This window comes from Sphingobium sp., assembly GCF_032153725.1.
Lineage (GTDB): Bacteria > Pseudomonadota > Alphaproteobacteria > Sphingomonadales > Sphingomonadaceae > Sphingobium.
Map to the genome: position 1 here is coordinate 62,618 of NZ_JALDYQ010000006.1, position 21,300 is coordinate 83,917.

17 protein-coding genes are annotated in these 21,300 nt (G+C 60.7%); 5 read left to right on the plus strand and 12 right to left on the minus strand.

Annotation, left to right across the window (positions count from 1 at the left end; genetic code table 11):
- Positions 1-54: 54 nt before the first annotated feature.
- Together RUH75_RS03870 and RUH75_RS03875 are read right to left on the minus strand one after the other, a co-directional pair.
- On the minus strand, positions 55-852 hold the full coding sequence (locus RUH75_RS03870; protein ID WP_313802351.1) for an alpha/beta hydrolase: 798 nt from the start codon (positions 850-852) through the stop codon (positions 55-57).
- Between the two features lie 168 nt (positions 853-1,020).
- Entirely contained in the window at positions 1,021-2,607 is a 1,587-nt protein-coding gene (locus RUH75_RS03875) for an AMP-binding protein (RefSeq protein ID WP_313802353.1), read from the minus strand.
- Between the two features lie 329 nt (positions 2,608-2,936).
- Here RUH75_RS03875 and RUH75_RS03880 point away from each other — a divergent pair, with 329 nt between their 5' ends.
- Positions 2,937-4,097 carry a phosphotransferase gene (locus RUH75_RS03880; RefSeq protein WP_313802355.1) on the plus strand — a complete coding sequence of 387 codons (1,161 nt, stop codon included), beginning with the start codon at positions 2,937-2,939 and terminating at the stop codon, positions 4,095-4,097.
- Positions 4,098-4,345: 248 nt separating this feature from the next.
- A complete protein-coding gene (locus RUH75_RS03885) occupies positions 4,346-5,014 on the plus strand; it encodes a TetR/AcrR family transcriptional regulator (RefSeq protein WP_313802357.1) in 669 nt (222 codons plus the stop codon).
- A 46-nt stretch (positions 5,015-5,060) separates the two neighbouring features.
- Here the strand turns inward: RUH75_RS03885 and RUH75_RS03890 are convergent, their stop codons facing one another.
- The 7 genes from RUH75_RS03890 to RUH75_RS03920 form a co-directional block, all read right to left on the minus strand.
- Positions 5,061-5,948, minus strand: coding sequence for an aldo/keto reductase (locus tag RUH75_RS03890; protein WP_313802359.1), 888 nt, complete (start codon positions 5,946-5,948; stop codon positions 5,061-5,063).
- Positions 5,949-6,229: 281 nt separating this feature from the next.
- Positions 6,230-6,739, minus strand: a complete 510-nt coding sequence (locus RUH75_RS03895; RefSeq protein WP_313802361.1) for a flavin reductase family protein — start codon at positions 6,737-6,739, stop codon at positions 6,230-6,232.
- 52 nt (positions 6,740-6,791) lie between these two features.
- On the minus strand, positions 6,792-7,523 hold the full coding sequence (locus tag RUH75_RS03900) for a glutathione S-transferase family protein (protein ID WP_313802363.1): 732 nt from the start codon (positions 7,521-7,523) through the stop codon (positions 6,792-6,794).
- A 165-nt stretch (positions 7,524-7,688) separates the two neighbouring features.
- On the minus strand, positions 7,689-8,525 hold the full coding sequence (locus RUH75_RS03905) for an acyl-CoA dehydrogenase (protein ID WP_313802365.1): 837 nt from the start codon (positions 8,523-8,525) through the stop codon (positions 7,689-7,691).
- 1 nt (position 8,526) lies between these two features.
- Positions 8,527-9,774 (minus strand): CoA transferase, encoded by a 1,248-nt coding sequence (locus RUH75_RS03910; protein WP_313802367.1) that lies wholly within the window; start codon positions 9,772-9,774, stop codon positions 8,527-8,529.
- A 38-nt stretch (positions 9,775-9,812) separates the two neighbouring features.
- Complete coding sequence (locus RUH75_RS03915) at positions 9,813-11,516, minus strand: NAD(P)/FAD-dependent oxidoreductase (RefSeq protein WP_313802369.1); 1,704 nt, start codon at positions 11,514-11,516, stop codon at positions 9,813-9,815.
- A gap of 52 nt (positions 11,517-11,568) precedes the next feature.
- Complete coding sequence (locus RUH75_RS03920; RefSeq protein WP_313802371.1) at positions 11,569-13,746, minus strand: 3-hydroxyacyl-CoA dehydrogenase NAD-binding domain-containing protein; 2,178 nt, start codon at positions 13,744-13,746, stop codon at positions 11,569-11,571.
- Positions 13,747-13,943: 197 nt separating this feature from the next.
- On the opposite strand from RUH75_RS03920, the gene RUH75_RS03925 reads away from it, so the two are divergent.
- From RUH75_RS03925 to RUH75_RS03935, 3 genes are all read left to right on the plus strand, one after another.
- Positions 13,944-15,083 carry an NAD(P)-dependent alcohol dehydrogenase gene (locus RUH75_RS03925; protein ID WP_313802373.1) on the plus strand — a complete coding sequence of 380 codons (1,140 nt, stop codon included), beginning with the start codon at positions 13,944-13,946 and terminating at the stop codon, positions 15,081-15,083.
- Between the two features lie 30 nt (positions 15,084-15,113).
- Positions 15,114-16,319, plus strand: a complete 1,206-nt coding sequence (locus RUH75_RS03930) for an acetyl-CoA C-acetyltransferase (RefSeq protein WP_313802375.1) — start codon at positions 15,114-15,116, stop codon at positions 16,317-16,319.
- 154 nt (positions 16,320-16,473) lie between these two features.
- On the plus strand, positions 16,474-17,739 hold the full coding sequence (locus tag RUH75_RS03935; RefSeq protein ID WP_313802377.1) for an MFS transporter: 1,266 nt from the start codon (positions 16,474-16,476) through the stop codon (positions 17,737-17,739).
- 164 nt (positions 17,740-17,903) lie between these two features.
- Here the strand turns inward: RUH75_RS03935 and RUH75_RS03940 are convergent, their stop codons facing one another.
- The 3 genes from RUH75_RS03940 to RUH75_RS03950 all read right to left on the minus strand — a co-directional run bounded on the left by RUH75_RS03940 (position 17,904) and on the right by RUH75_RS03950 (position 21,181).
- Positions 17,904-18,680 (minus strand): SDR family oxidoreductase, encoded by a 777-nt coding sequence (locus tag RUH75_RS03940; protein ID WP_313802379.1) that lies wholly within the window; start codon positions 18,678-18,680, stop codon positions 17,904-17,906.
- Between the two features lie 109 nt (positions 18,681-18,789).
- Positions 18,790-20,019 (minus strand): hypothetical protein, encoded by a 1,230-nt coding sequence (locus RUH75_RS03945; protein ID WP_313802381.1) that lies wholly within the window; start codon positions 20,017-20,019, stop codon positions 18,790-18,792.
- Entirely contained in the window at positions 19,931-21,181 is a 1,251-nt protein-coding gene (locus RUH75_RS03950) for an acetyl-CoA hydrolase/transferase family protein (RefSeq protein WP_313802383.1), read from the minus strand. Before RUH75_RS03950 ends, RUH75_RS03945 begins: the two co-directional genes overlap by 89 nt.
- Between the last annotated feature and the right edge of the window lie 119 nt (positions 21,182-21,300).

A 21,300-nucleotide genomic window follows, 5' to 3' on the forward strand; every position in this document is an offset into this window, starting at 1 on the left:
AAAGGCTCGGTCAAGGCGGCTTGGTCGAAGATTGCCAAATGGCGATGTCGATGATCAGGTGCGGAACGAACCGGCTTTGCTTGACTGTTCAAGAGGAAGATATTTGCGCAAGAAGGCGATGATCCGATCATTGAACAGATCGTTGTCGTCACCCGCAATCATATGTCCCGCACCGGCCTGCGTAAAAACCTCGGTCTGTGGGACCAAGGCAACCATTTGGGCGATCCCCTCGTCATTCACGACATCGCTGTGCTCTCCGCGAACGAGTAGGAGAGGTACCGTTACGTTTTGGGCCACGCTGACGAGATCGGACCCAAAGTCCTGTGATGCCACGGTCGGCGTGTCCTCGATCAGTGCGGGGTCCCAGTGCCATCGTAGGCGGCCATCGTCCCTGGCCCGCAGATTGCGCATCAGCCCATCAGGATTTGATGGGCGTCGCCGCAATGGATTATAGGCCATGACCGCCGACACGGCTTCATCGATATCTGCAAATCCCGCGGGATGACTGCGCATGAACGCGCGAACCTTGTCAGTGCCGAGAGTCGCCGTTTGCAAGGCGATGTCCACCATGACGATAGCCTCGGTTAAGGAGCGCTCGCTGCCGACCGCGTAGAAACTCGCCGCCCCACCCATGGACGCCCCTACGAGCGCCACGCGTCCAGGCAGCTTGCGGCGAAGCCCGATCAGATCGGAAGCGAATGCACGCAGCGAATAGTCGCCCTTTGGAAACCACTGGCTTTCACCGTGCCCGCGGGCGTCGTAACTGATTGCCTGATAACCGAGTGCAGCGAGGCGCATCGCGGTTTTCTTCCAAGAATGGCGGGTCTGCCCCCCACCATGCAGCAAGACCACCGAGGTGCGCCGTCCGGGCCGCGAACATCGCCCACGAGCTCAAGTCCATCATCGGTGAGAAAGCTATGTCTGGCGCTCGACATCATCTGGCAGGGGCCGCCCCGCGCCGGGGGGCGCCTGCTACCGGGACGCCGAAGCTGCGCGGTCCGCTCGGGAAAGCGTGCTCCATCAGATCCGCCGCTCTTGGCCCTGCCAATATTTTTCCCGCACCTGCCGGCGCAGCACCTTGCCAACCGCCGAGGTGGGTAGCTCGTCGACGAATGTGATGCCCTTCGGTGTCTTGTAGCCGCCAAGACTGCCGCGCACATGGCTGATCAATTCTTCCCCGGTCACGCTGAAACCGGCACGGACAACCACGTCCGCATGTACCTGCTCGCCCCACTGCTCGTGGGGAATGCCGACGACTGCGGAATGCAGAACTGCGGGATGAGTCGCGAGCGCGGCTTCGACTTCCACTGCATAAACGTTGAAGCCCCCCGTGATGATCATATCCTTTATACGATCCACGATGTAGACGAAGCCGTCCTCGTCCATGCGGGCGAGATCGCCCGACCGCCAGAACCCGTCGGTGAACTCCTTCCCCGTCGCCTCCGCATCGGCCAGATAACCGGAGATGACGGCGCGCGAGCGAATCCATATCTCGCCCACCTCGCCGGTCGGCGCCGGATTGCCCTCGGGATCGGCGATGAGCAGTTCCACTCCGTTGCTGACGCGGCCTACCGACGCCAGCCGCTTGCGGCTATTCTCATCGGGGCAGACGTGCTCCTCCTTGCCAAGGATCGTCGCAAATATGGGTGCCTCCGTTGCGCCGTAAACCTGCACGAATACCGGACCGAAGACATCCAGCAGTTCCTGTAGCTTTGTCGGACTGATCGGCGAAGTGCCGTAGAGGATGGTCTTCAGCGAACCAAGATTGCGCGGCTCGGCGCGTTGCAGTTCCAAAAGGCGATAGAGGACGGTCGGCACCATCAGCGTATGGGTGATGCCCTTGCTTTCTATAATGCCGGGAACAGCCTCCAGATCGAAGGTGTTCATGGTGTAGTTGGTCCCACCGACCGACATGGCGGGGATCAGCAGCGCCTGCGAGCTGTGCGATATGGCGGCCATGTGCAGCACCACCGTATCGGGACCGAAGTCGAATTCGGAATTGAGGAATAGCCCTTCACGCGCAGCGAGCCAGTTGTCGATCGAATACATGGCGCATTTTCCGCGCCCGGTGGTGCCGCTGGTAAAACGCATCAAGGCGGTATGATTCCGCTGTTCGAGTGCGATCGCACACTCGTCGTCAGGCGCCCTTTCGACCATATCCCAGAAATAGATGACGCCGGGATAACGGACGGCTTCCTCCTCGCTTGGCGGATCCATCACCACGACGCGACACCCCAGTTCCTGCAGCATCGCAGCATGGCTTTCGAGCATGGCGTGTTCGATGAAGACGACCTTCGGTTTCGCCAGTTCCACCTGCCAGCGGTGGTCGTCCTTCGAATCCCGGTAATTGGTGAGGACCAGCGTTCCTTCCTGCTTGAACGTGGTCCAGAAGTGCAGCAGCACGATGTTGTCGTTCTGCAGGATGACCATGAATGTGTCGCCCCGGCCGACATCCAGTTCCATCCGAAGCGCGTTGGCGACTCGATTGGTCAATTGATGAAACTGCGCGTAGGTGAAGGTCCGGTTCCGCTCGATATTCACGATCGCTGGCTTGTCGCCATGGCGGATCGCCAATGCTTGCGTAATCCTCCCGAAATTCTGCTTCATGTCTTCCCCGGATGATGTCGTTAAACTGCCCGTCCTTTGCGCAGAGCGAACGCTCGCCTCTATCCGTGCGCAGGACTATGATTGACGGGTCCTCGTATCCTCGCCCGGTCAGGTCATCCCTCCGCCACCTTGCAAAATTTCGCTTGGCGGCCCCGGTATATCGCAACCACCCGGATCGTGACGAGCACGGCGTGGGCAACCGATATGCAATCCTATCGGCTTTCGCAAGCAAACTTTTTGCTTGACGATGGCAAGTATGATAACGCGGCGAAGCCAATTTCTGGGAGAGACATATGTCATCAGCGGGCCAGGGGGAGCTCGTTAGTGAGATGACCACGCAGGAAGCCGTGGATCGCCTTAATGCGCAGATTGCGCGCGAAGAGGCCGAACCTGATTTCGCGCGCGATTATGAAGACGTTCCCCGGCAGATTGAGGCCATCACACGTGAATGGCTGACCGCCATTCTCTGCCGGAACGTCGTTGGCGCAGAGGTTGCCGGCTTCCAGCTTGGCGACGGGAGCGCGGGAACTTCCGTACGGCGGCAGCTGATCGTGCAATATAATGCCAAAGGCCGTGCAGCGGGCTTGCCGGAACGGCTGTTCACCAAGAGCACGCCTACGTTCCACACGCGCTATATCAACGGCATTACCGGCACGATGGTGGATGAAGCGACATTCTTCAACAAGCTTCGGCCCGAACTCGGTTTAGAAGCGCCCGTGTCCGTCCATGCAGCGTACGATATCGAGCGGTTCCGTGCCATATTCGTGTTCGAGGATCTGACGGTCGGGCGCGAAACCGAATTCTGCACCGCGCAAACAGATGTTACGCTGGACCGGGCGCAGCAGATGACCCGCCTGATGGCTGAGTATCATGGCCATTTCTGGGAAGATCCCCGCTTCGACACAACGTTCGGCGATCTGCGGCCGATGAGCCGCTGGTGGCGGCACATCCACAAGATGCTCGACCGGGATACGACCCACGAGGCGGGCATGGACGGCGCGATAGCCGTCATCCCCTCGGGGATCATGCAGCGGCGGCAGGATATTTGGCGCGTCTATTGGGAAGCGGTCGACGAGCACGACAAAGCGCCGCGCACGCTGATCCATAACGATCCGCACATCGGCAACTGGTACATCTCGGATGGCAGGATGGGCCTGTGCGACTGGCAGTGCGCCTGCGTCGGCTCCTGGGCGCGCGATCTTTCCTACTCCATCACCTGTTCGCTGCCTGTCGAGAATCGGCGGGCGTGGGAGGCAGAGTTGCTCGAACTCTATGTGGCGGAACTGAACCGCAACGTCGGCCGGCAGGTGCTGTCCATGGAAGAAGCCTGGCCACTCTATCGTCAGCAGATGGTCCTGGCGCTCTATTTCTGGACCGACGTGCTCTGCCACTCACAAAATCTACCGGACATGCAGCCACGCGAATTGACCCTGGAGCTGATCAAGCGGATCACCATCGCGATGGACGATTTGCGCGTGCTCGATCGCTGACTGCGTGGTGAGCGGGGATTCGATGGCGTTCGGGACTTTCCGCTGGATGGGGCAAGTCCGCTCCGGGGGGATGCTTCGGCGCCGATCTGCAGGCGGTTCAGCCATTTTCCGATCGCAAGGGGACGTCCGGTCGCCCGCGTCGCATCCTAGCTGAACGGGGCTTCCCTCGCACGTTGAAAGGTGCCATCCCAAATTTGGAGGCGCCCGTGTTTCGCATGGTGTCATATGGAACGGATTGGAGATAGCTGTTGGCGAAGCCAGCGCAGAAAGAAGAACCGCAGGAAGAGCTCGTCAATGTGCGCCGTCGCCAAGGACGCGCCAAGAAGACACGCGAGAAGATTTTGGCAGCCGCGCTGACCGAATTCGCAACCCTTGGCTTTGAGGGCACCACGACGCGGTCGATTGCTGAGCGCGCCAAGATACCGCACGGGCTGGTAGTTTATCATTTCGAGACAAAGCTCAACGTTTGGCAAGCCGTGATCGAAAATGCGCTGATCGACTTCCACGAGGAAATCGAGAGAACTTACAGGGAGCTGAAAGGTAGCGACTCGGAAATCTTATTGCGCGCTTACCATCGTGCGTTCATCCTCGTATCCGCGCGCAAGCCGGAGCTCAACTGGCTCTTTTCACACGAGGTGGCTGGCCAATCCGAGCGTCTGTCCTGGTTGCTCGATCAGGTCCAGGGCAGCGATATCGAGCAGACTTTGAATCTCATCCGCGAACTGCAGGCTGCTGGCAAATATATCGAGGGTGACCCGGCGCACCTTCATTTTCTCTTTATCGGCGCGGCTTCGCGTGTCTTCGCCTTGGCGCCCGAAATCGAGTACCGAATTGGAGTATCGCCGTTCGACGAAAGCTTCGTCGAACGGCATATCGAATTGTGCGCTCGTCTGTTCTTCCGGGACGGACCGTCCTGAACCGGCTGGCCTGTCCGGCAAGGTATCCGGAAGGGGGGCTCGCTTCTTACACGAGCTGCCCTGCAGCTTTTAATTTGGCGATTGTCGCCTCGAGAAAGCGTGCCCGTTCCGCGATGCTGTGATGCGGCAGTGGGCCGCCGCGTCCGTCAGGATCGTCGAGGGTTTCGATCGCCGCCATGTCGCCGGCATCGAGTGTGAAATCAAAAATGTCGAGATTCTCTCGCATCCATTCGATCCGGTCGGAGCGAGGTATGACGACGACGCCGTTTTGGATATGCCAACGCAGGGCGACCTGGACCGGCGACCGGCCATACTTGGCCCCAATGGCGTCAAGAACGGGATCGGCCAGGTTAAGGCCATGGGTCAGCGGTCCCCAAGCCTCGGTGACAACGCCGCGGTCGGCATTGGCCCGGCGCATGTCCTTCTGCTGGAAACGAGGATTCAGTTCAATCTGGTTGATCACCGGCATCTCACCGGTTTCTTCCTTGAGCCGGTCGAGATGCTCGGGAGCGAAGTTGGATACGCCGATCGAGCGGATTCGGCCCTCGTCCCGGAGGCGGATCATCGCCCGCCAGGTGTCGACATAACGGTCCATGTCCGGGTTGGGCCAGTGGATCAGATAGAGGTCGATATAATCGAGGCCCATTCCCTTCATGGAATTGTCGAAGGTGGTCAGGGTCGAATCGTAACCCTGCTGTTCGCACGCCAATTTGCTGGTGAGGAAGATCTCCTCTCGAGGGACGGACGCTGTCCGCACGCCTTCGGCAACCTCGTTCTCGTTGCGATAAGCGAACGCGGTATCGAAGTGGCGGTAACCGACATCCACGGCCAAGCGCACGATCGCGGCAGCCCCCTCGGCAGGCGGAGTGGGCGAGCCGAAGCCGAGTTGCGGGATCGAATGGCCATCGTGAAACGGAATCTGGGTTTGCAACATTGTGCTTCAATTTCCCTGAATTATTATCAGATCACGAGCCGCGAGCAGGCGTTGGGAGACGATACAAGGCATGCCGCCGGACATGCACGTCTGGACGGGCTGACGGCTAGAGCCCATCTGTCCACTATTTTGGTCAATTCGTCAATATAATGGATTGCAGCCGGCCGAGCCGGTTAGCAATGGAGCATGACCTTTGATCAATCATTCCTCCTCGTGCCATGCTCTATTGCTAACCGGACCCGTTCGGCAACGGCTGCTCGACTGGGTGACCTGCGTTGGCGTTATGGCACGGCTATCCGGGCGCGCGCCTGAACATAGGTGCCATTGAGATATATGAGCGGATTGCAGGTTTCAGATGCGAAAGCCTCCTCGACTTCTCCAATGACGATGTCGTGCGTGCCGACGGCAAACATCTGGGTCACACGACAAACTATCGAGGCCTCCGCGTCCACGAGACGCGGGGCTCTAGATGCCGTGACCTCCCAGATTCCGCTGCTGAAGCGGTCTTCGCCCGACGCTTCACCGCCGCAGGATCGCGAAATCTGCTCCTGCGCTTCGTTAAGAATATTCAGACAGAAGGGCGCATCCACCCGCAGCGCGGAATGGATGGATGCGGAACGGTTGACGCAGATCAGCATGGTCGGAGGGTCAAAACTGACCTCACATACCGCGGTGGCGGACATGGCGTAACGCCTGTCGCCATCTTGCGCGGTAATGACGGTAACCGCCTTGGCATATCTCCGCAGCGCAAGTCGTAGATTTTGCATTCTGTATTCCGATCCTGATTTCATGAGTTGCTGGCAAGCGGGCGTCCTGACGCCTCGCGGCCGGCATCCTTCCTGTCTAAAGATAGCGGGTGCCAGGTGGCAGGTTGAATCCCCCGCGCTGGGCCGCCTCAAAATCGTTTCGATCCTTCTGCAGCGCCCGTACGACGCTCGGCCGTTCGAGAACCCGATCATAATGCGCTTTAATCTTGGGCCAAGCTGACAGGTCGAAATCTGCGCGGAGAAGGGCCATTTCGATCCAGTAGAAATAGGCGTCTACAACCGTCCAGTCAGCACTGCACAGCCATTGATGCTCGCCGAGCATCTTCTCTATGATCGTCAGTCTTTCACTCATGGCCGTCGTTGCGAGCTCCTTCACCCGGGGCATCGCATCGGGAATGTCGCAGAACCGCTGAGGCCTCAACAAACGCGATACGATCGGATGCAAGGTACTGCTGATGAAGGCGAGAAGGGAGGTCGCTTTCGCCGCCGCCAGAGTCGTGCTCGCAGGCAGTAGCTTTGCACCAGGGAATTCATTCGCAAGGAAAGTGAAGATAGCCACCGATTCCGTAAGGGGCGTCCTGTTCACGACAAGGATGGGGATTTGCCCTTTCGGGTTTAAAGCAAGAAATTCAGGTGATTGCATTTCGCCCTGCGCAATCTTCAGTATGTGTGTCTTGTAATCGCAGCCTATCTCCTCAAGGGCGATCAACGTCGCTCGAGAGCAGGCGAGAGGAAAGTGCCATAGTTCAAGTTCAATGTCATATTTCTCTCGCGTCATAGGTATGTCCTTGTCGATTATGTCATCCATCGTTTGAATGGTGATTTATTGAGAGGCGGGAAAAATCGCCGGAGGATGTGGAAGTAACACCATCTTCGAGATCGAGAATGACGGCACGGGTTTCCTACGTGATCGCCTTGTCGGTCTTGGTCCGCTCGTGGCCGGGGACGAACAGGGCGGTGCGGCAGACGACGCTCATCGCAGTTCCGCCTGCGCCTGCATGCATTCGTGCCCGTCAGAGTCGCGCGTCCAGAGGTCGATCGTGTTGCCGGAGCGCGTCGCACAAAGATCGAACGGTGCGTCGGCGATCAAGGGGCAAATGCCGCGAAACGAGAAATGCGTGATCGACGCGGCGGGAAATGAGGAAATGAGATGATCGATGAGGAGCGTTGCCTGATAGGGGCCATGAACCACAAGCCCGGGATAACCCTCCTCTCGCGTCGCATAGCCGAGGTCATAGTGGATCCGGTGCGCGTTGAAGGTGAGCGCGGAAAAACGGAATAGCGCAGTGATGTCCAGGTCAATCGAGCGCGTGAAATCGGATGGACGCGGCTCCAATCCAGGCGCTGCGGAAGGGGAGATGCCAGGGGCTTCCCGGTAGACGAGATCCTGCTCCTCAACGAGGCGGATTTCACCTTCGGCACTGATCTCATGACGGACGGTCACGAAGGTGAGCCGGCCGCTGCGGCCGTCCTTCACCGTTATCGAGATGACGTTGCTCGTGCGCGTTGCGAGGGCGTCCACCGGAAGCGCGGCGATGAAGTCGATACGTCCGCCCGCCCACATTCGCCTCGGCGCCGGCACGGGCGGAAGAAACCCGCCCTTGCGTGGATGCCCATCTGGGCCGATATCGGACTGGCGCTCTTGAGGCAGGTGATACAGCCAATGGGCAAGTGGACGCAGCGTGTCCGGGACGACTGTGGGTGCGTGATCGAGCAAGGCCAGAAGCCGTTCGAAAGGGGCGGGAGCGATCTGCTCGGTGTGGCTCACCGAGCGCGGGGTCCATCCGGGATAGTTAGGAATTTCGTTCATTTCAGTTATCGCCGCGCCCCGATGACGCCCGTTTGGCGCTGTCCCTCGATTGCGGCCCAATTTCCGCCAATACTTCCGCTGTATGCTCTCCCGGCAGTGGCGGGTCATAGCGAATCGTGGCCGGCGTCTTGTCGAAGCGGATCGGATGCCGAAGCGAGACATATTCGCCCTCGGTAGGATGCTGTCGGTGCATGAAGAAGCCAGTCGCCTGGAGATGCGGATCCTCCATCACTTCATCCAGGTGGCGTGCCTTCATGCACGGGACGTTGCGCTCGCTGAGCATCCGCACCCATTCGTCGGCCGTATGCGCGAGGGCGGCATTCTCGATCATCTCGTAAATCTCGGAGATATGCTCTTTGCGCTGCGCGCCTGTTTGAAACCGCGGATCGCCGGTGAAGGAGTTGGGCGGCATGCCAGCCATCTCGAAGAAGATGTCCCAGGTATCGTCGGCATGGGGGAGGATCGCCAGATAGCCGTCCTTGGTCTTGAAGAGACGGCGATTGGGGTTAAGGACCCGGCTATAGGCGGCGGGACCTGTCGGCGGCACGAAGGTATGGCCATAGAGGTGCTCGGTCATATTGAAGTAGGTGAAGCATTCGAGCATGGGGACTTCGACGAACTGCCCTTCGCCCGTCTTCTGGTGATGCATCAGCGCGGCTAACGCCGCCACGGCGCCGAACAGTCCCGAAGACTTGTCCGCAATCATCGAGGGGAGATAACGTGGCGCCTCGCTGCCATCGAGCCGCGGCAGCAGGTCCGTGGCGCCGGACGCGGCCTGGATCAGGTCGTCATAGGCCTGCAGTGAGGCATAGGGGCCGTCAGCCCCATAGCCCGTGCAATGAACATAGACGAGATCGGACTTGACGGCCTTGAGGCTCTCATAGTCGAGCCCCAACCGGGCAAGTCCATTCATGCGGACATTGGAGATGAACATGTCGGCCGTCTCGATCAGCCGCAGCAACGCGGCCTTGTCCTCAGGCACGGAAGCATCGAGCAGAACAGAGCGCTTGTTCCGGTTGTAATGTTGGAAAAGAGGTCCCATGCCTTTGGTCACTGGCGGCTTGCCGGCATAGCGCAGAATGTCGCCCCCTTTCCGGCCAGGTCCCTCGATCTTGATGATGTCGGCTCCCAGATCGCCAAGAATCTGAGTGGAGAACGAACCGAACAACACGCTCGTCATGTCGATGACGCGAACGCCCTCGAGAATTTGGGCCTGGCGTTCGCTCTTGCCATTATGTTCGTGTGTCATCTGTCATCTCGTGTAAGCTGGCCTGGCGTCGGCCGAATTTAATGGTCGGGTGTTTGAACAGCACCCATCAGCCCGCCGGATGGACTTGGGCGTGCATCAGGTGCTTCTGCCTTCAGCATCGCGAACCCCGCATAATTATCGGCGGCGATTTCCGAGATGATCTGGCGATAGGTCGGATTGCCCGACGCATAGAATAGGAACGTCCGCGCAGCTCCTGCGGCGTTCGAGCCGGTGATGAAGGAATCGGTGGTCATGAACAGCGATTGCGCGGCCTCTTCGGCAACCTGGTCCGTCCACTTGATCTCGGCTTCGGGCGTCGCCTCGATATAGTCGACGTCCTGTTCTCGAGCCCGGCGGAATAACTCGGTGAGCCAAGTGACGCTGTGTTCCACACAACGCGGAATATTGCAGAAGGTGGCGCCGTGATAGGGGCCGAGCTGCATGAAGAAGTTCGGAAAACCCGAGGACTGGACTCCCAGATAGGTGACAGGACGGTCCTGCCACTTGGCGCTCAACTTCTCGCCGTTCCGACCGACGATCTCGATCCGATCGATCGCTCCGCGGACGGCTTTGAAGCCGGTCGCGTAGACGATCATGTCGAGATCGACCTGTCCGCTGCTCAACTCTACACCCTCGTCATTGATGCGCATGATGGGCGTTTTCATCAGATCGACCAGGCGGACATTGTCCTGATTGTAGACCTCGTAATAGTTCGTCTCCAACGGAACCCGCCGTGATCCGAACACATGATCCTTGGGGATCAGAACATCTGCCACTGCCGGGTCGTTGACCCGCTGGCGGATTTTCTCGGCGACGAATTCGCCGAGGAGACGATTGGCCTCCCCTGGCGCGAGCACATCGTGGTAATTGCCGAGCCAAAGCCCGAAGCCGGACTCCTCGTAGAGTGCCTCGAACTGCGTGCGCCGTTCCTCGGGCGTCACGTCGAGCGCGGAGGTCATCTGCGGCAGGCAATAGAAGCCACCGGGCGACATGTCGCAGGTCGCGAAAATCTCTTCGTACCGGCTGCGGATCTCGGCCATCTTTTCGGCGTCGAGGCTCTCGTTGCCGAGCGGGAAAGCCCAGCTCGCGTCCCGTTGGAGCACGACCAGCTCGTCGGCGGTCTTGGCGACTTCCTGGATCACCTGAATGCCGGTAGAGCCGGTCCCGATCACCGCCACCCGCTTGCCCGCGAAACTGATGCCGGGCAGGCCGCCCAGGCCGTCTGGATCGCGCGGCCAGCTGGACGTGTTATAGGCTTCGCCCTTGAAGTCGCCCTTGCCCGGAATCGGCGGATCGAGTGGCTCGGACAGCAGACCGACGGCCGTGATCACGAACCGCGCGGTCGCGACCTCGCCATTGTCCTTTTCAAGTTCCCACAGATTATGACGCTCGTCGTACCGGGCTGAGAGGATGCGGGTGTTGAATTCCACATCCTTGCGGATGTCGTAGCGATCGGCGAACTCGCGGAAATAGCTCAGAACCTCGGGCTGTGAGGCGTAGCGCTTCGACCAGTTCCAGTCCTGAAGCATGTCCTTGGCGAAGGCATAGCCATAGGTGAAGCTTTCCGAATCCAATGTGCAGCCGGGATAGCGGTTCCAGTGCCAGGTTCCGCCGACGTCCTCGCCAGCTTCGAACACCCTGACGGTCGCGCCGATGGACCTCAGCTGATACATCTGGTTCATGCCGGTAAGGCCTGCACCAATAATGGCGAAATCATATTGCGGTTGGAGCGCCGTTGGCATTCCTGATCCCTCTCCTAGTTCATGAGCATGCGATGATCACGTCCACGCAGCCCTAAGGTGCTTGTACGCCGGACTCGCCAGAGCCGTCGTCGTTGTCAGCCAGCACTTGCGCGTGGAACGTCTTGCCCGACGAGGCCATCATGCGCAGATGCGAAGGCACTTCATATCGTTCGCCATATCGCTGCGCGAGCGCATCGGCCTGCTCGATGAAAGCCTCGATGCCGATTGTATCGATGAAGGAGATGACGCCGCCAGTGTGCCGGGGAAATCCCCAACCGAGAATCGATCCGATGTCGGCGTCGCGCGCGCTTTCAATCACATCCTCGTCGAAGCAACGTGCCGCTTCCAGCGCCTGGACATACATCAGGCGTTCCTGAATTGCCCGCCCCATCGGCTGGACCGCGCGCGGGGCATAGAATTCGGCGAGGCCTGACCAGAGCTGCTTCTCTGCGCCCTCAGGATATTCGAAGAAACCGCCACCGCCCTTGCGGCCGCGTCGCCCCAGTTCGGTCACGAGCCGGCCAAGTATCTCGAACTCTGCGCCGCTGCGCCGGACGACATTGTCAGCGCGCTCCTGAACGCGGATCTGATGCATGAGATCGAGGCCAACCTCGTCCGCTAGCGAGAGGGGACCCAGCGGCATGCCGGCGGCCTGGCCGCTATTCTCGATGATTGCTGGCGACACACCTTCGGCAAGCAGGGCAATCCCTTCATTGAGATAACTGCTGACACAGCGGCTGGTGTAGAAGCCCGGCCCGTCACGAACCACGATGGGTGTCTTGCCAAGCAGCTTGCACAAGTCGAGTGCCTGGGCCAGCGTCTCGTCCGATGTCTCCTGGCCGCGAATGATTTCCAGCAGCGGCATCCGCGGCACAGGCGAGAAGAAGTGCAGGCCGATAAAGCGGTCCGGCCGGGAGCTGTTCTCCGCCAGCCCCGAAATCGGAATCTTCGAGGTATTGGAGGCGAAGAGCACATGGGGTCCGGCTGCCGCGATCGCGCCCCTGATGACTTCGGTCTTTACCGCCCGATCCTCAAACACCGCCTCGACGACAGCGTCGCAGCCTGTCAGTGCGGGCAGGCTGTCCGAAGGCGTGATGCGTGCGAGTGCTTCCTTTGCGCGCGTGGAGGAGAGACGCCCCTTGCGAACTTGCGCTTCGATCGAGCTGGTGATTCGCTCAAGGGATTTTGCAGCCGCCACGGCATCACGGTCGATTAGCACAATGTCGAGGCCCGCCAGGGCGGCGACCTCCGCCACACCGTTGCCCATCAATCCAGCGCCGATGATGCCAAGCTTCCCAGGCTCGAATTTCGCGACGCCCATCGGCCGGGCGGCGAGTTTCCTCGCCTCGTTCACGCTGAAAAACGAGGTGCGGATGATATTCTGAGCAACATCTCCGCGCAGCAACGAGACAAAATAGGAAAGCTCCACCGCAAGCGCCTGATCGATCGGTATCCGGCAGCCTTCGAAAACCGCGGAGAGGATGGCCTGAGGGGCGGGGATAAGGTCCCGTGACCGCGCCTGCGCCCGCGATCCGCTAGCCATGAACAGGGCATGGACCTCCCGGCTTGTAGGTGCTGCCCCGGGCATCTTGAAGCGTGGCGAATTCCATGGCTGCTCCGCCTCGCAATTTGCCCGAAGCCACGCGCGGGCGCTGTCCAGCAGTTGGTCAGCCGGAACGACCTGATCGATGAATCCCAGCGCCAGTGCCTCCTGCGGCGATACGGTCTTGCCTTCGAGCAGCAACGGCAGCGCCTTTTCGATGCCGATTATACGCGGCAGACGCTGAGTCCCGCCAGCGCCAGGCATCAGGCCGAGCGTGACTTCGGGTAAGCCGAGATTGGCCTTGGGCCGATCGGCTATGATGCGATGATTACAAGCGAGGCAAACTTCTAAACCGCCGCCCAGCGCAGTGCCGGTGACGGCGGCCACGACGGGCTTGGAGGAGCGTTCGAGGCGTCGTAGCGCGTCACGGAAGAAACTGATCTTCTCCGCCACATATTCGCTCGGTGCGCCACGGAAGCTCTGCAGGAAAGCAAGATCGGCGCCGACGATGAAATCGTCCTTCGCCGAGGTGATGACGATCCCTTTTACATCCTTCGATTCGAGCGCGCGGTCGATCGCCTCGACGAAGGCAAGGCGGCTTTCCGGCGTGAGGATGTTCACTGGGCGGTCCGCCAGATCCCAGCTGATCGTCGCAAAGCCCTCTGCGTCGACTTCGAACCGGATCATCGGTGTTCCTCTCTTCCTTCAATGTTCAACCGGGAGGGCGCCTTCCGAAGTGCTTTCAATCCGGCTCGATGGGATTATGGCCTACGGAACTTGCGTGAAGCAAGCAAGATAATTATGCGGGGTCGGGATCGGGGGATACATGACTGGGCTGAACGCCTCGCCATCGTCCGACGGCAAGGTTGAAAGGATGATGCGCGTTGAAGATTGAAGCAGCCGTGACCACCGGCGCGGGGCAGCCCTTTTCTATCCGGCCGCTTGAGCTCGATCCACCCCGAGAGGACGAGATCCTGGTCCGGCTCGTGGGTGTGGGGATTTGCCATACCGACCTGTTCTTTCGGGAAACGAATGTCGTGCCTTTCCCGGCCGTGCTTGGCCACGAAGGTGCGGGATTCGTCGAGAAGGTCGGCAGCGCGGTCAGCAAGGTGTCGCCCGGCGATCGCGTTGCTTTGACTTTCCGGTCCTGCGGCCGGTGTGCCCGATGCACAGGGGGGAACCCTGCCTATTGCGATACGATGGCGCAACTGAATTACGTCGGCAGGCGGCCCGATGGTTCCTGTGCGATTCGGTCGGACGATGGTCCCGTAGGCAGCAACTTCTTCGGCCAGTCTTCCTTCGCGACTTATGCGCTGGCTTACGAGAGCAATGTCGTGAAGGTTCCCGACGATGTGGACCTTCGGCTGATGGGGCCGCTGGGTTGCGGCGTGCAGACAGGCGCCGGCGCGGTGATGCGCTCGCTCGATTGCAAAGCCGGGTCATCCATCCTGATCGTCGGAGGTGGCCCCGTAGGCTTGAGCGCGGTGATGGCGGCCCGCATTGTCGGCTGCCGCAGGATCATTCTTGTCGAACCGGTCGCCGCTCGCCGCGAACTCGGACTGTCGCTCGGCGCGACTGATGTGATCGCGCCCGATCCCTCGACGAAGCTGGGACGTGCTATCCGGGAGATCGAAGACGGCGGCGTCGACTATGCGCTCGACACGACGGGACATCCCGATGTGCAGCGATCGGTACTGGCCGCGCTTGCCAACAGGGCGGTCTACGGCATCGTAGGCGTGCCTCCGCTGGGCACATCGCCGCCTGGTGACCTGATCGACGTCATCAACCGCGGCTTGACCATTCGCGGTATTCTCGAAGGCGATAGCGATCCTGACACCTTCATCCCCTTCCTGATTGATCTCTACAAGCGGGGCCAGCTCCCTTTCGACCGATTGATCCGGATATTCCCCTTCGCGCAGATCAATCAGGCCATAGCCGCGCAAAGCGGAGGGGAATGCGTGAAAGTAGTGCTGAGCTTCGAAGAGCTCCCGGCTTACCGCGAGAGCGGTTCGCCGGCGAATTAAACGTGCCGAGATGGTTCGCAGGAGTGGATTATGAACGATGTTTTCATTTACGATGCCTTACGAACGCCGCGCGGGAAAGTCCGAGATGGGGCGCTCCAACGAGTCACGCCGATACGGTTGGCAGCTGCGCCGATGCGCGCGCTGCATGAGCGAAACGCGTTTCCGACCGATGCTATCGAGGAGGTCGTGCTGGGATGCGTAGTACCGTTCGGCGAGCAGGGCGGAGACATCGCGCGCTCGGCCGTTCTGGCTGCGGGCTATGATCCGTCCGTTCCGGGAGCCCATTTGAACCGTTTTTGCTCCTCGGGCCTCGATGCCGTGAACATGATCTCCGGACAGATAGCGGCGGGTCAGGCCGGGCTCGCTGTCGCGGGGGGCGTCGAGAGCATGTCGCGCGTGCCCATGGGTAGCGATCAGGGCGCCTGGGTGTCCGATCCTCGCGAAACGTTCCTGACGCGCTACATTCCGCAGGGGGTAGCCGCCGATCTGATCGCTACGCTGCGTGGCTACAGCCGGGATGACGTCGACGGCTATGCGGTATCGAGCCAGCAGCGCGCTGCGGCGGCGCAGGCAGGCGGCCATTTCGATAGATCTGTCATTCCGGTCGGGGACGTCAATGGGGTGACCGTCCTGGAGCGTGATGACAACATCCGGCCACAGACCACGAAGGACACCCTCGGGCGGCTCGAACCCGCCTTCGCGAAGATGACGCGCGAGCAGGGCTATGGCGAGCGGGCTAAGCTGGCCTATCCGCAACTCATGCGGATGTCGCATGTGCACACGGCGGGAAATTCCAGCGCGATCGTCGATGGCGCCGCTGCCGTCCTGTTGGGCTCGCGCGAAGCCGGCGAGCGCTATGGCCTGAAGCCTAGGGCGAAAATCCGCGCCTGGGCCTCGATCGGCTCGGACCCGACCGCCATGCTGACCGGGCCTACGCCCGCGTCAGAGCGAGCACTGGCGCGGGCCGGGATGACTGCCGCGGACATTGACCTTTTTGAGGTCAATGAGGCTTTCGCCGCAGTTGTCCTCAACGTCGTCGACGAGATGAAGCTGGAGCTCGAAAAGGTGAACGTGAATGGCGGGGCTATCGCCCTCGGGCACCCCCTCGGCGCTTCGGGAGCTTTGCTGCTTGGCACCGTGCTTGACGAGCTGGAAAGGCGCGACCTCTCGACGGGTCTCATAACACTGTGCGTCGCTGGCGGCATGGGCGTCGCGACGATCATCGAACGCACCTGACCAGCGGAACGGCTTTCCATCGACTCCACATCGACCAAGGGATCCTGCGAAACGATGTATTCTGCAATTTGGCAACCGAGCGCGCCAGCGCGGCTCTCGCGGTACAGTGAAACGTTCGGGGATCGTGATGCGCGACAGCGCCAGGCTGCCTGACATGATGACGGAACGCTCCGTATCCGAAACATTGGGACGGGGCCCGCCATCGCCTGGCGACCAGTCCGCTCCCGCTAGACGACGGCAGGGCATCGCCATCATGCTTTGCGCGCTGTTGGCCGTCAGCGAGGGTTTCTGCCTTCCTTCCATCGGTCTTACCGGTGCCTCATTGATGCGCGAGATAAAGCTCGCCCAGAACCAGTTCGGGCTGTCGATAACCGTCATGCTGGCGGGATTCTTCATCGGCACATCCTGCGGCGGGGTCATGGGCGACCGTCATGGGCGCAATCGCATGGTCCTCTGCACCTTTCTGATAGTGGCGTTGTTTTGGAGCGTCGGCGCAACGACGAGCCGCTTCTCGTGGCTGCTGATCTCCCGCTTCGCGGTGGGCCTGGGCCTAGGGGCGGCCTTCCCCAATCTCATCGCCCTTGCCGCGGCGCAGGTCAGCCCCCAGGTTCGTGGACGTGCGATCGCGATCGTGACTGGCGGCGGTGCCGTGGGCGGACTTTCGGCGGCGGTGATGATCGTATTTGGTGCCGGCACCATAACCTGGCGGGGGGTCTATTGGGCCGCCGCGCTTCTCGCAGCATTGTTCCTGCCCTTTTTCACCTATCTTGTACCTGACTGCCGCGAGATCGACCCAGACAGTGGGCAGTTTCGCATCGACCTGCGCAAGATACTCATCGCCGAAGGTCGGCTGCCGGTGACATTGCTTTTAGCTTGTGCGAACTTCTGCCTGGCGTTCAACATGAATGCCATTGCCAGCTGGTCACCAGTCCTGCTCGGCGCCCGGGGGCTGTCGGATCAAACTATTGGCTTTGCCACCGCCATGGTTGGTCCCTGCGCGATGCTGGCGAACTTCAGCTACGCGACCTTGTTCGATCGCGGCTTTAGGAAGGCGTCGGCGACGATAGCGGGCCTCGGTTCCGTGCCGGCGCTCATCTTCTTTTTCGCAGCACAGACACCGATTGCCGCGCTTTTGGCGATGGGCTCGATTGGCCTCACCGTCATCGCCGGCCAGCTTCTGCTTTTTTCAATCGTTCCTGCTTGTTATCCACCCGAGGCGCGCGCGACCAGCCTTGGCGCGGCGATGGCTGCCAGCCGGCTTGGGGCGATCGTGGCGCCTATCACGCTCGGTTTCGCGCTTCGGTCGGGCGTCAGCCAGGCAGGACTCCTTGCGTTCATGCTGCCCGCGGCAGGGATTGCGCTAATGTGCACTCTCTTCGTTCTGGGATCCGTGTTTCGGAGGCGCGCGCCCGATCTTTGATGTCTCGACCCGCGGGCGGTTTCCGCCAGCCGTCAAATTCTGCCGACAAACATTGCCAAGGCCCCTATCGAGGCCAACGACGCTATGGTCGGATTAACCGCGCGAGGATCTGTAAGCGGAAAGGAATGCAGGGGCACCAATTATGCCCCCCATATATGTCATAGTCAGCCCGAAAGGCCTCCATCGACCATGAGCAGCTGCCCGGTGATGTAGGATGCCCTGCTCGATGCGAGGAAAGCGATTGCCTCGCCGATCTCATCGACCGTGCCAAGACGCCCCATCGGGGTAACATCGACCGCCATATCGAGCAAATCCTTCGCCGGGGTTTCGCGTAGCGCGACCACCATGCCACCGTCGATCACGCCGGGGCCGATCGCATTGACGCGGATGTTATGGCGCGCTTCCTCAGCTGCGAGGTGGCGCACCATCATCGAAACGGCGGCCTTGGGAGTCGCGGAGAGCGCGTCCGTAGGTACGGTCCGCGCCACCGCGCTGGTGATTAGCGCGACGATCGAACCGCCTTGGCCACGCAGATGCGGCACTGTCGCGCGGGCGATGTTGAAGAAGCCGAAGACATCGGTTTCGATCACCGCGCGAAACGATTCCGGTTTGAAGTCGATAAGCGGGCCGGTGTCGAACACCAGGCCACCCGCGGTCACCACCGTGTGCAGCCGCGAGCCGAACTCGACGCTACGTTTCACGACATCAGCCACACTGCCATAGTCAGTGACATCGCACTGGAGCGCCAGCGCTTTGCGACCCATGGCTTCGATTTCGCGCACGGTTTCCTCGGCGACCTCGCGGCGCGAATTATACGTGATGACGATGTCGGAACCGCGTTCCGCCATGAGCAAAGCGCCGGACCGCCCAAGGCCGCCCGACCCGCCGAAAATCAGCGCTACGCCTTGAGGAAATTCGGGGACCGTTTTCTTGTTCGTCATGATCACTCTCCGTTGGACGTCTCACAAGATCGATAAGGCGCATACCATAAACTTGCCAATGACAAGCAAGAAAATGACGGAAAATCCGAAGGCTTTCCCATCGACAAAGTCATCGCCCCTTGTGATCCTTCCGCAGGCCCGGCTCCCGCGGATGGGGATAGGCATGAACCGGGACGGGTTGGAAGCAAGGGTTGGCGTATTCGACCTCTTCCATGGCGCTTTGATAGGCCGCAATCAAACGGTCTTCCCCTGCATAATCGAACCGATCATAAGGGAAAGCGCTGTCCGCAATTGGATTCTCCAACAGCCAAGCAACCGTCTCTTCAAGTGCGACGCGCGGTTCGATCACATCGGCATAGCCCAGCTCGAGACGCGCCTTGGTGATATCCAGAAATACATGGCTCGACTGGTCCTGCAGCGTCGCATAGCCGAGCGTGGCACCGGCGAGCCGTTCGGGCATCGATAACATCGCCATATCGCCGTCCATTATGGCGTTGATCTCCTCCATCAGCTGCCGCCACGTGACCTGCACATCATCGGCGCAGTTGTATATCTGGCCATTGGACGCCTCCGGTCGATCGAGCGCGAGGAGAATGAATTGCGCGGCATTGCGCGCCGCACAGCGGGCCTGGATCGTCAATCCACCGTCGGCGAGGATCATCTGTCGGCGCCCGTCGCGAACGCGCTTCACGATCGACCATTCGACCGGAACCAGCTGGCGCGGACCATAGATGCGCGGATAGCGGAAGAGTGTCGCGGCGAAGGCGCCCTTTTCATGAAGCCGCAGGATCGCCTGCTCAGTCTGCCACACCAGATGGCTGAATTCGCCGGCATTCCTGTCCGTCTCGTTCACTCGATCGGCAAGTTGATCGGTTTCGCGAAGCGGCACACGCGCGCCGAACGGCCGGAGCCTTCCCGGCATCATCTGCCCGACATAGACCGGGGTCCCGCCGACGGCGAGGAATCGGGCACACCTCCCGGCAAGGACTTGCGCTGCATGGCGCGTCCGGCCGTATGTGGCGATCACTAGGTCGAATTCGCGGCCCCGTAATGCCTGGTCCAATGCGTCCGGGAAATGAGGATCGGCACGGATCAGCTCGTGCGCCGGCAACCCAGGTGCGGAATGGATGCCCCTGTTGAGTAGTGTCAGGCCGAAACCGCGTTCGACAAGTCCGCGGGCGATATGGGGGCCGGTGGGGCCGCCGCCGCCGATCAGAAGTGCACTCTTCATGGTTGGCGGCGTTGCCTTCTCACAAATTGTTCGTGCCAGAACCCTGCTCGAGTTTCGCGACATGAGTCGGGTCGGTAATCGCCAGCAGTCTACGCCGCCGCTCGGCAATGCTCGCGCCGCGAAGATCGGCGATCCCGTGCTCGGTGACGACAATGCCGACATCGGATCGCGCGGTGCTCACCGGCCCGGAGAGCGTTTCAACGATACGGCTGGAATCGCCGGCGCAAGAGGGCAGCGCGATGATCGGTAGCCCCCCGCGTGAAGCGTGAGCGCCGCGCAGGAAGACGGCGCCACCGCCGACCGCACCGACATATCGTCCACCCGCCACCTCGGCGTTCACCTGACCGGTAAGGTCGATTTCGATCGCCGAATTGATCGCAACAAATCGGTCAATCGAGGCCAGAACATTGGCGTCGTGCGTGTAGCTGGTCGGTCGCAGGCTGAGCGCGCCATTGCGGTCGGCCCAACGCATGAGCCGCTCGCTGCCGCTCAGCAGTCCGGTCACGGTCAGACCCTGGTCGATCGACTTGCGGGCATTCGTTATGATGCCTGCCTCCGCCAAATCCGCCACGCCGTCGACGATCATGCCGGAATGGATGCCGAGATCGCGATGCGATGACAATGCATCGAGAATGGCGGCCGGAATGTTGCCCAGACCAAGCTGCAAGGTCGAGCCGTCCTCGATGATACCCGCGACGTGCCTGGCAATCCTCTGCTCGGGAGGTCCCAAACGCGAAGCAGACGAAAGCAGGGGAACCGATTGCGTCCTGACGATCAGGTCCAAGGCATGTCTTGAAATGGCCTTGCCGGTTCCTGTGCGCGGATAGTGCGGACTCACCTCCGCTATCACGAGGCGGGCGCGGTGCAACAGGTCGCCGATATAGTCCCCGGCCATGCCGAAGCTGAAATGATCAGCGTCGTCGCCCTCGGCGAGCGTCAGCAGGACGACGGGTGCTTCGGCCGCCAAGGTCGGCGCGAGTGCCGTATAGTGTATCGGCATGATGTCGAGCTTTTCACCGAGCTTGCGGTTATTGCCGGTGCCGCAATAGGATCGGTAGGAGATATAGTCGCTATTCGCGGGGTCAGCGCTCGCGCCGTGACTGATACCGACAAAGGCCCTGAAGCCGCCAGCCTCCGCCCGGGCTGCGATGAGCGATCCCGTTAGGCCGGTGGGTTCGGCGCATCCCTGCGCCCAGACCACCAGGTCGTCCGGGCGTACCAGGTTTCTCCATTCCAGTGCGCCAAGCGCACATTCCGTTCCTGCCCGCATTTATACCAGACTACCTAAGAAATTTACCCGGTGAAGCCAAGAGATCGCGCGGCGCGCCATTCGATGGAACGTCATAGCGGGCTCATGGAGCCGAGGCCACCGCGATGGTCGGCGGACGG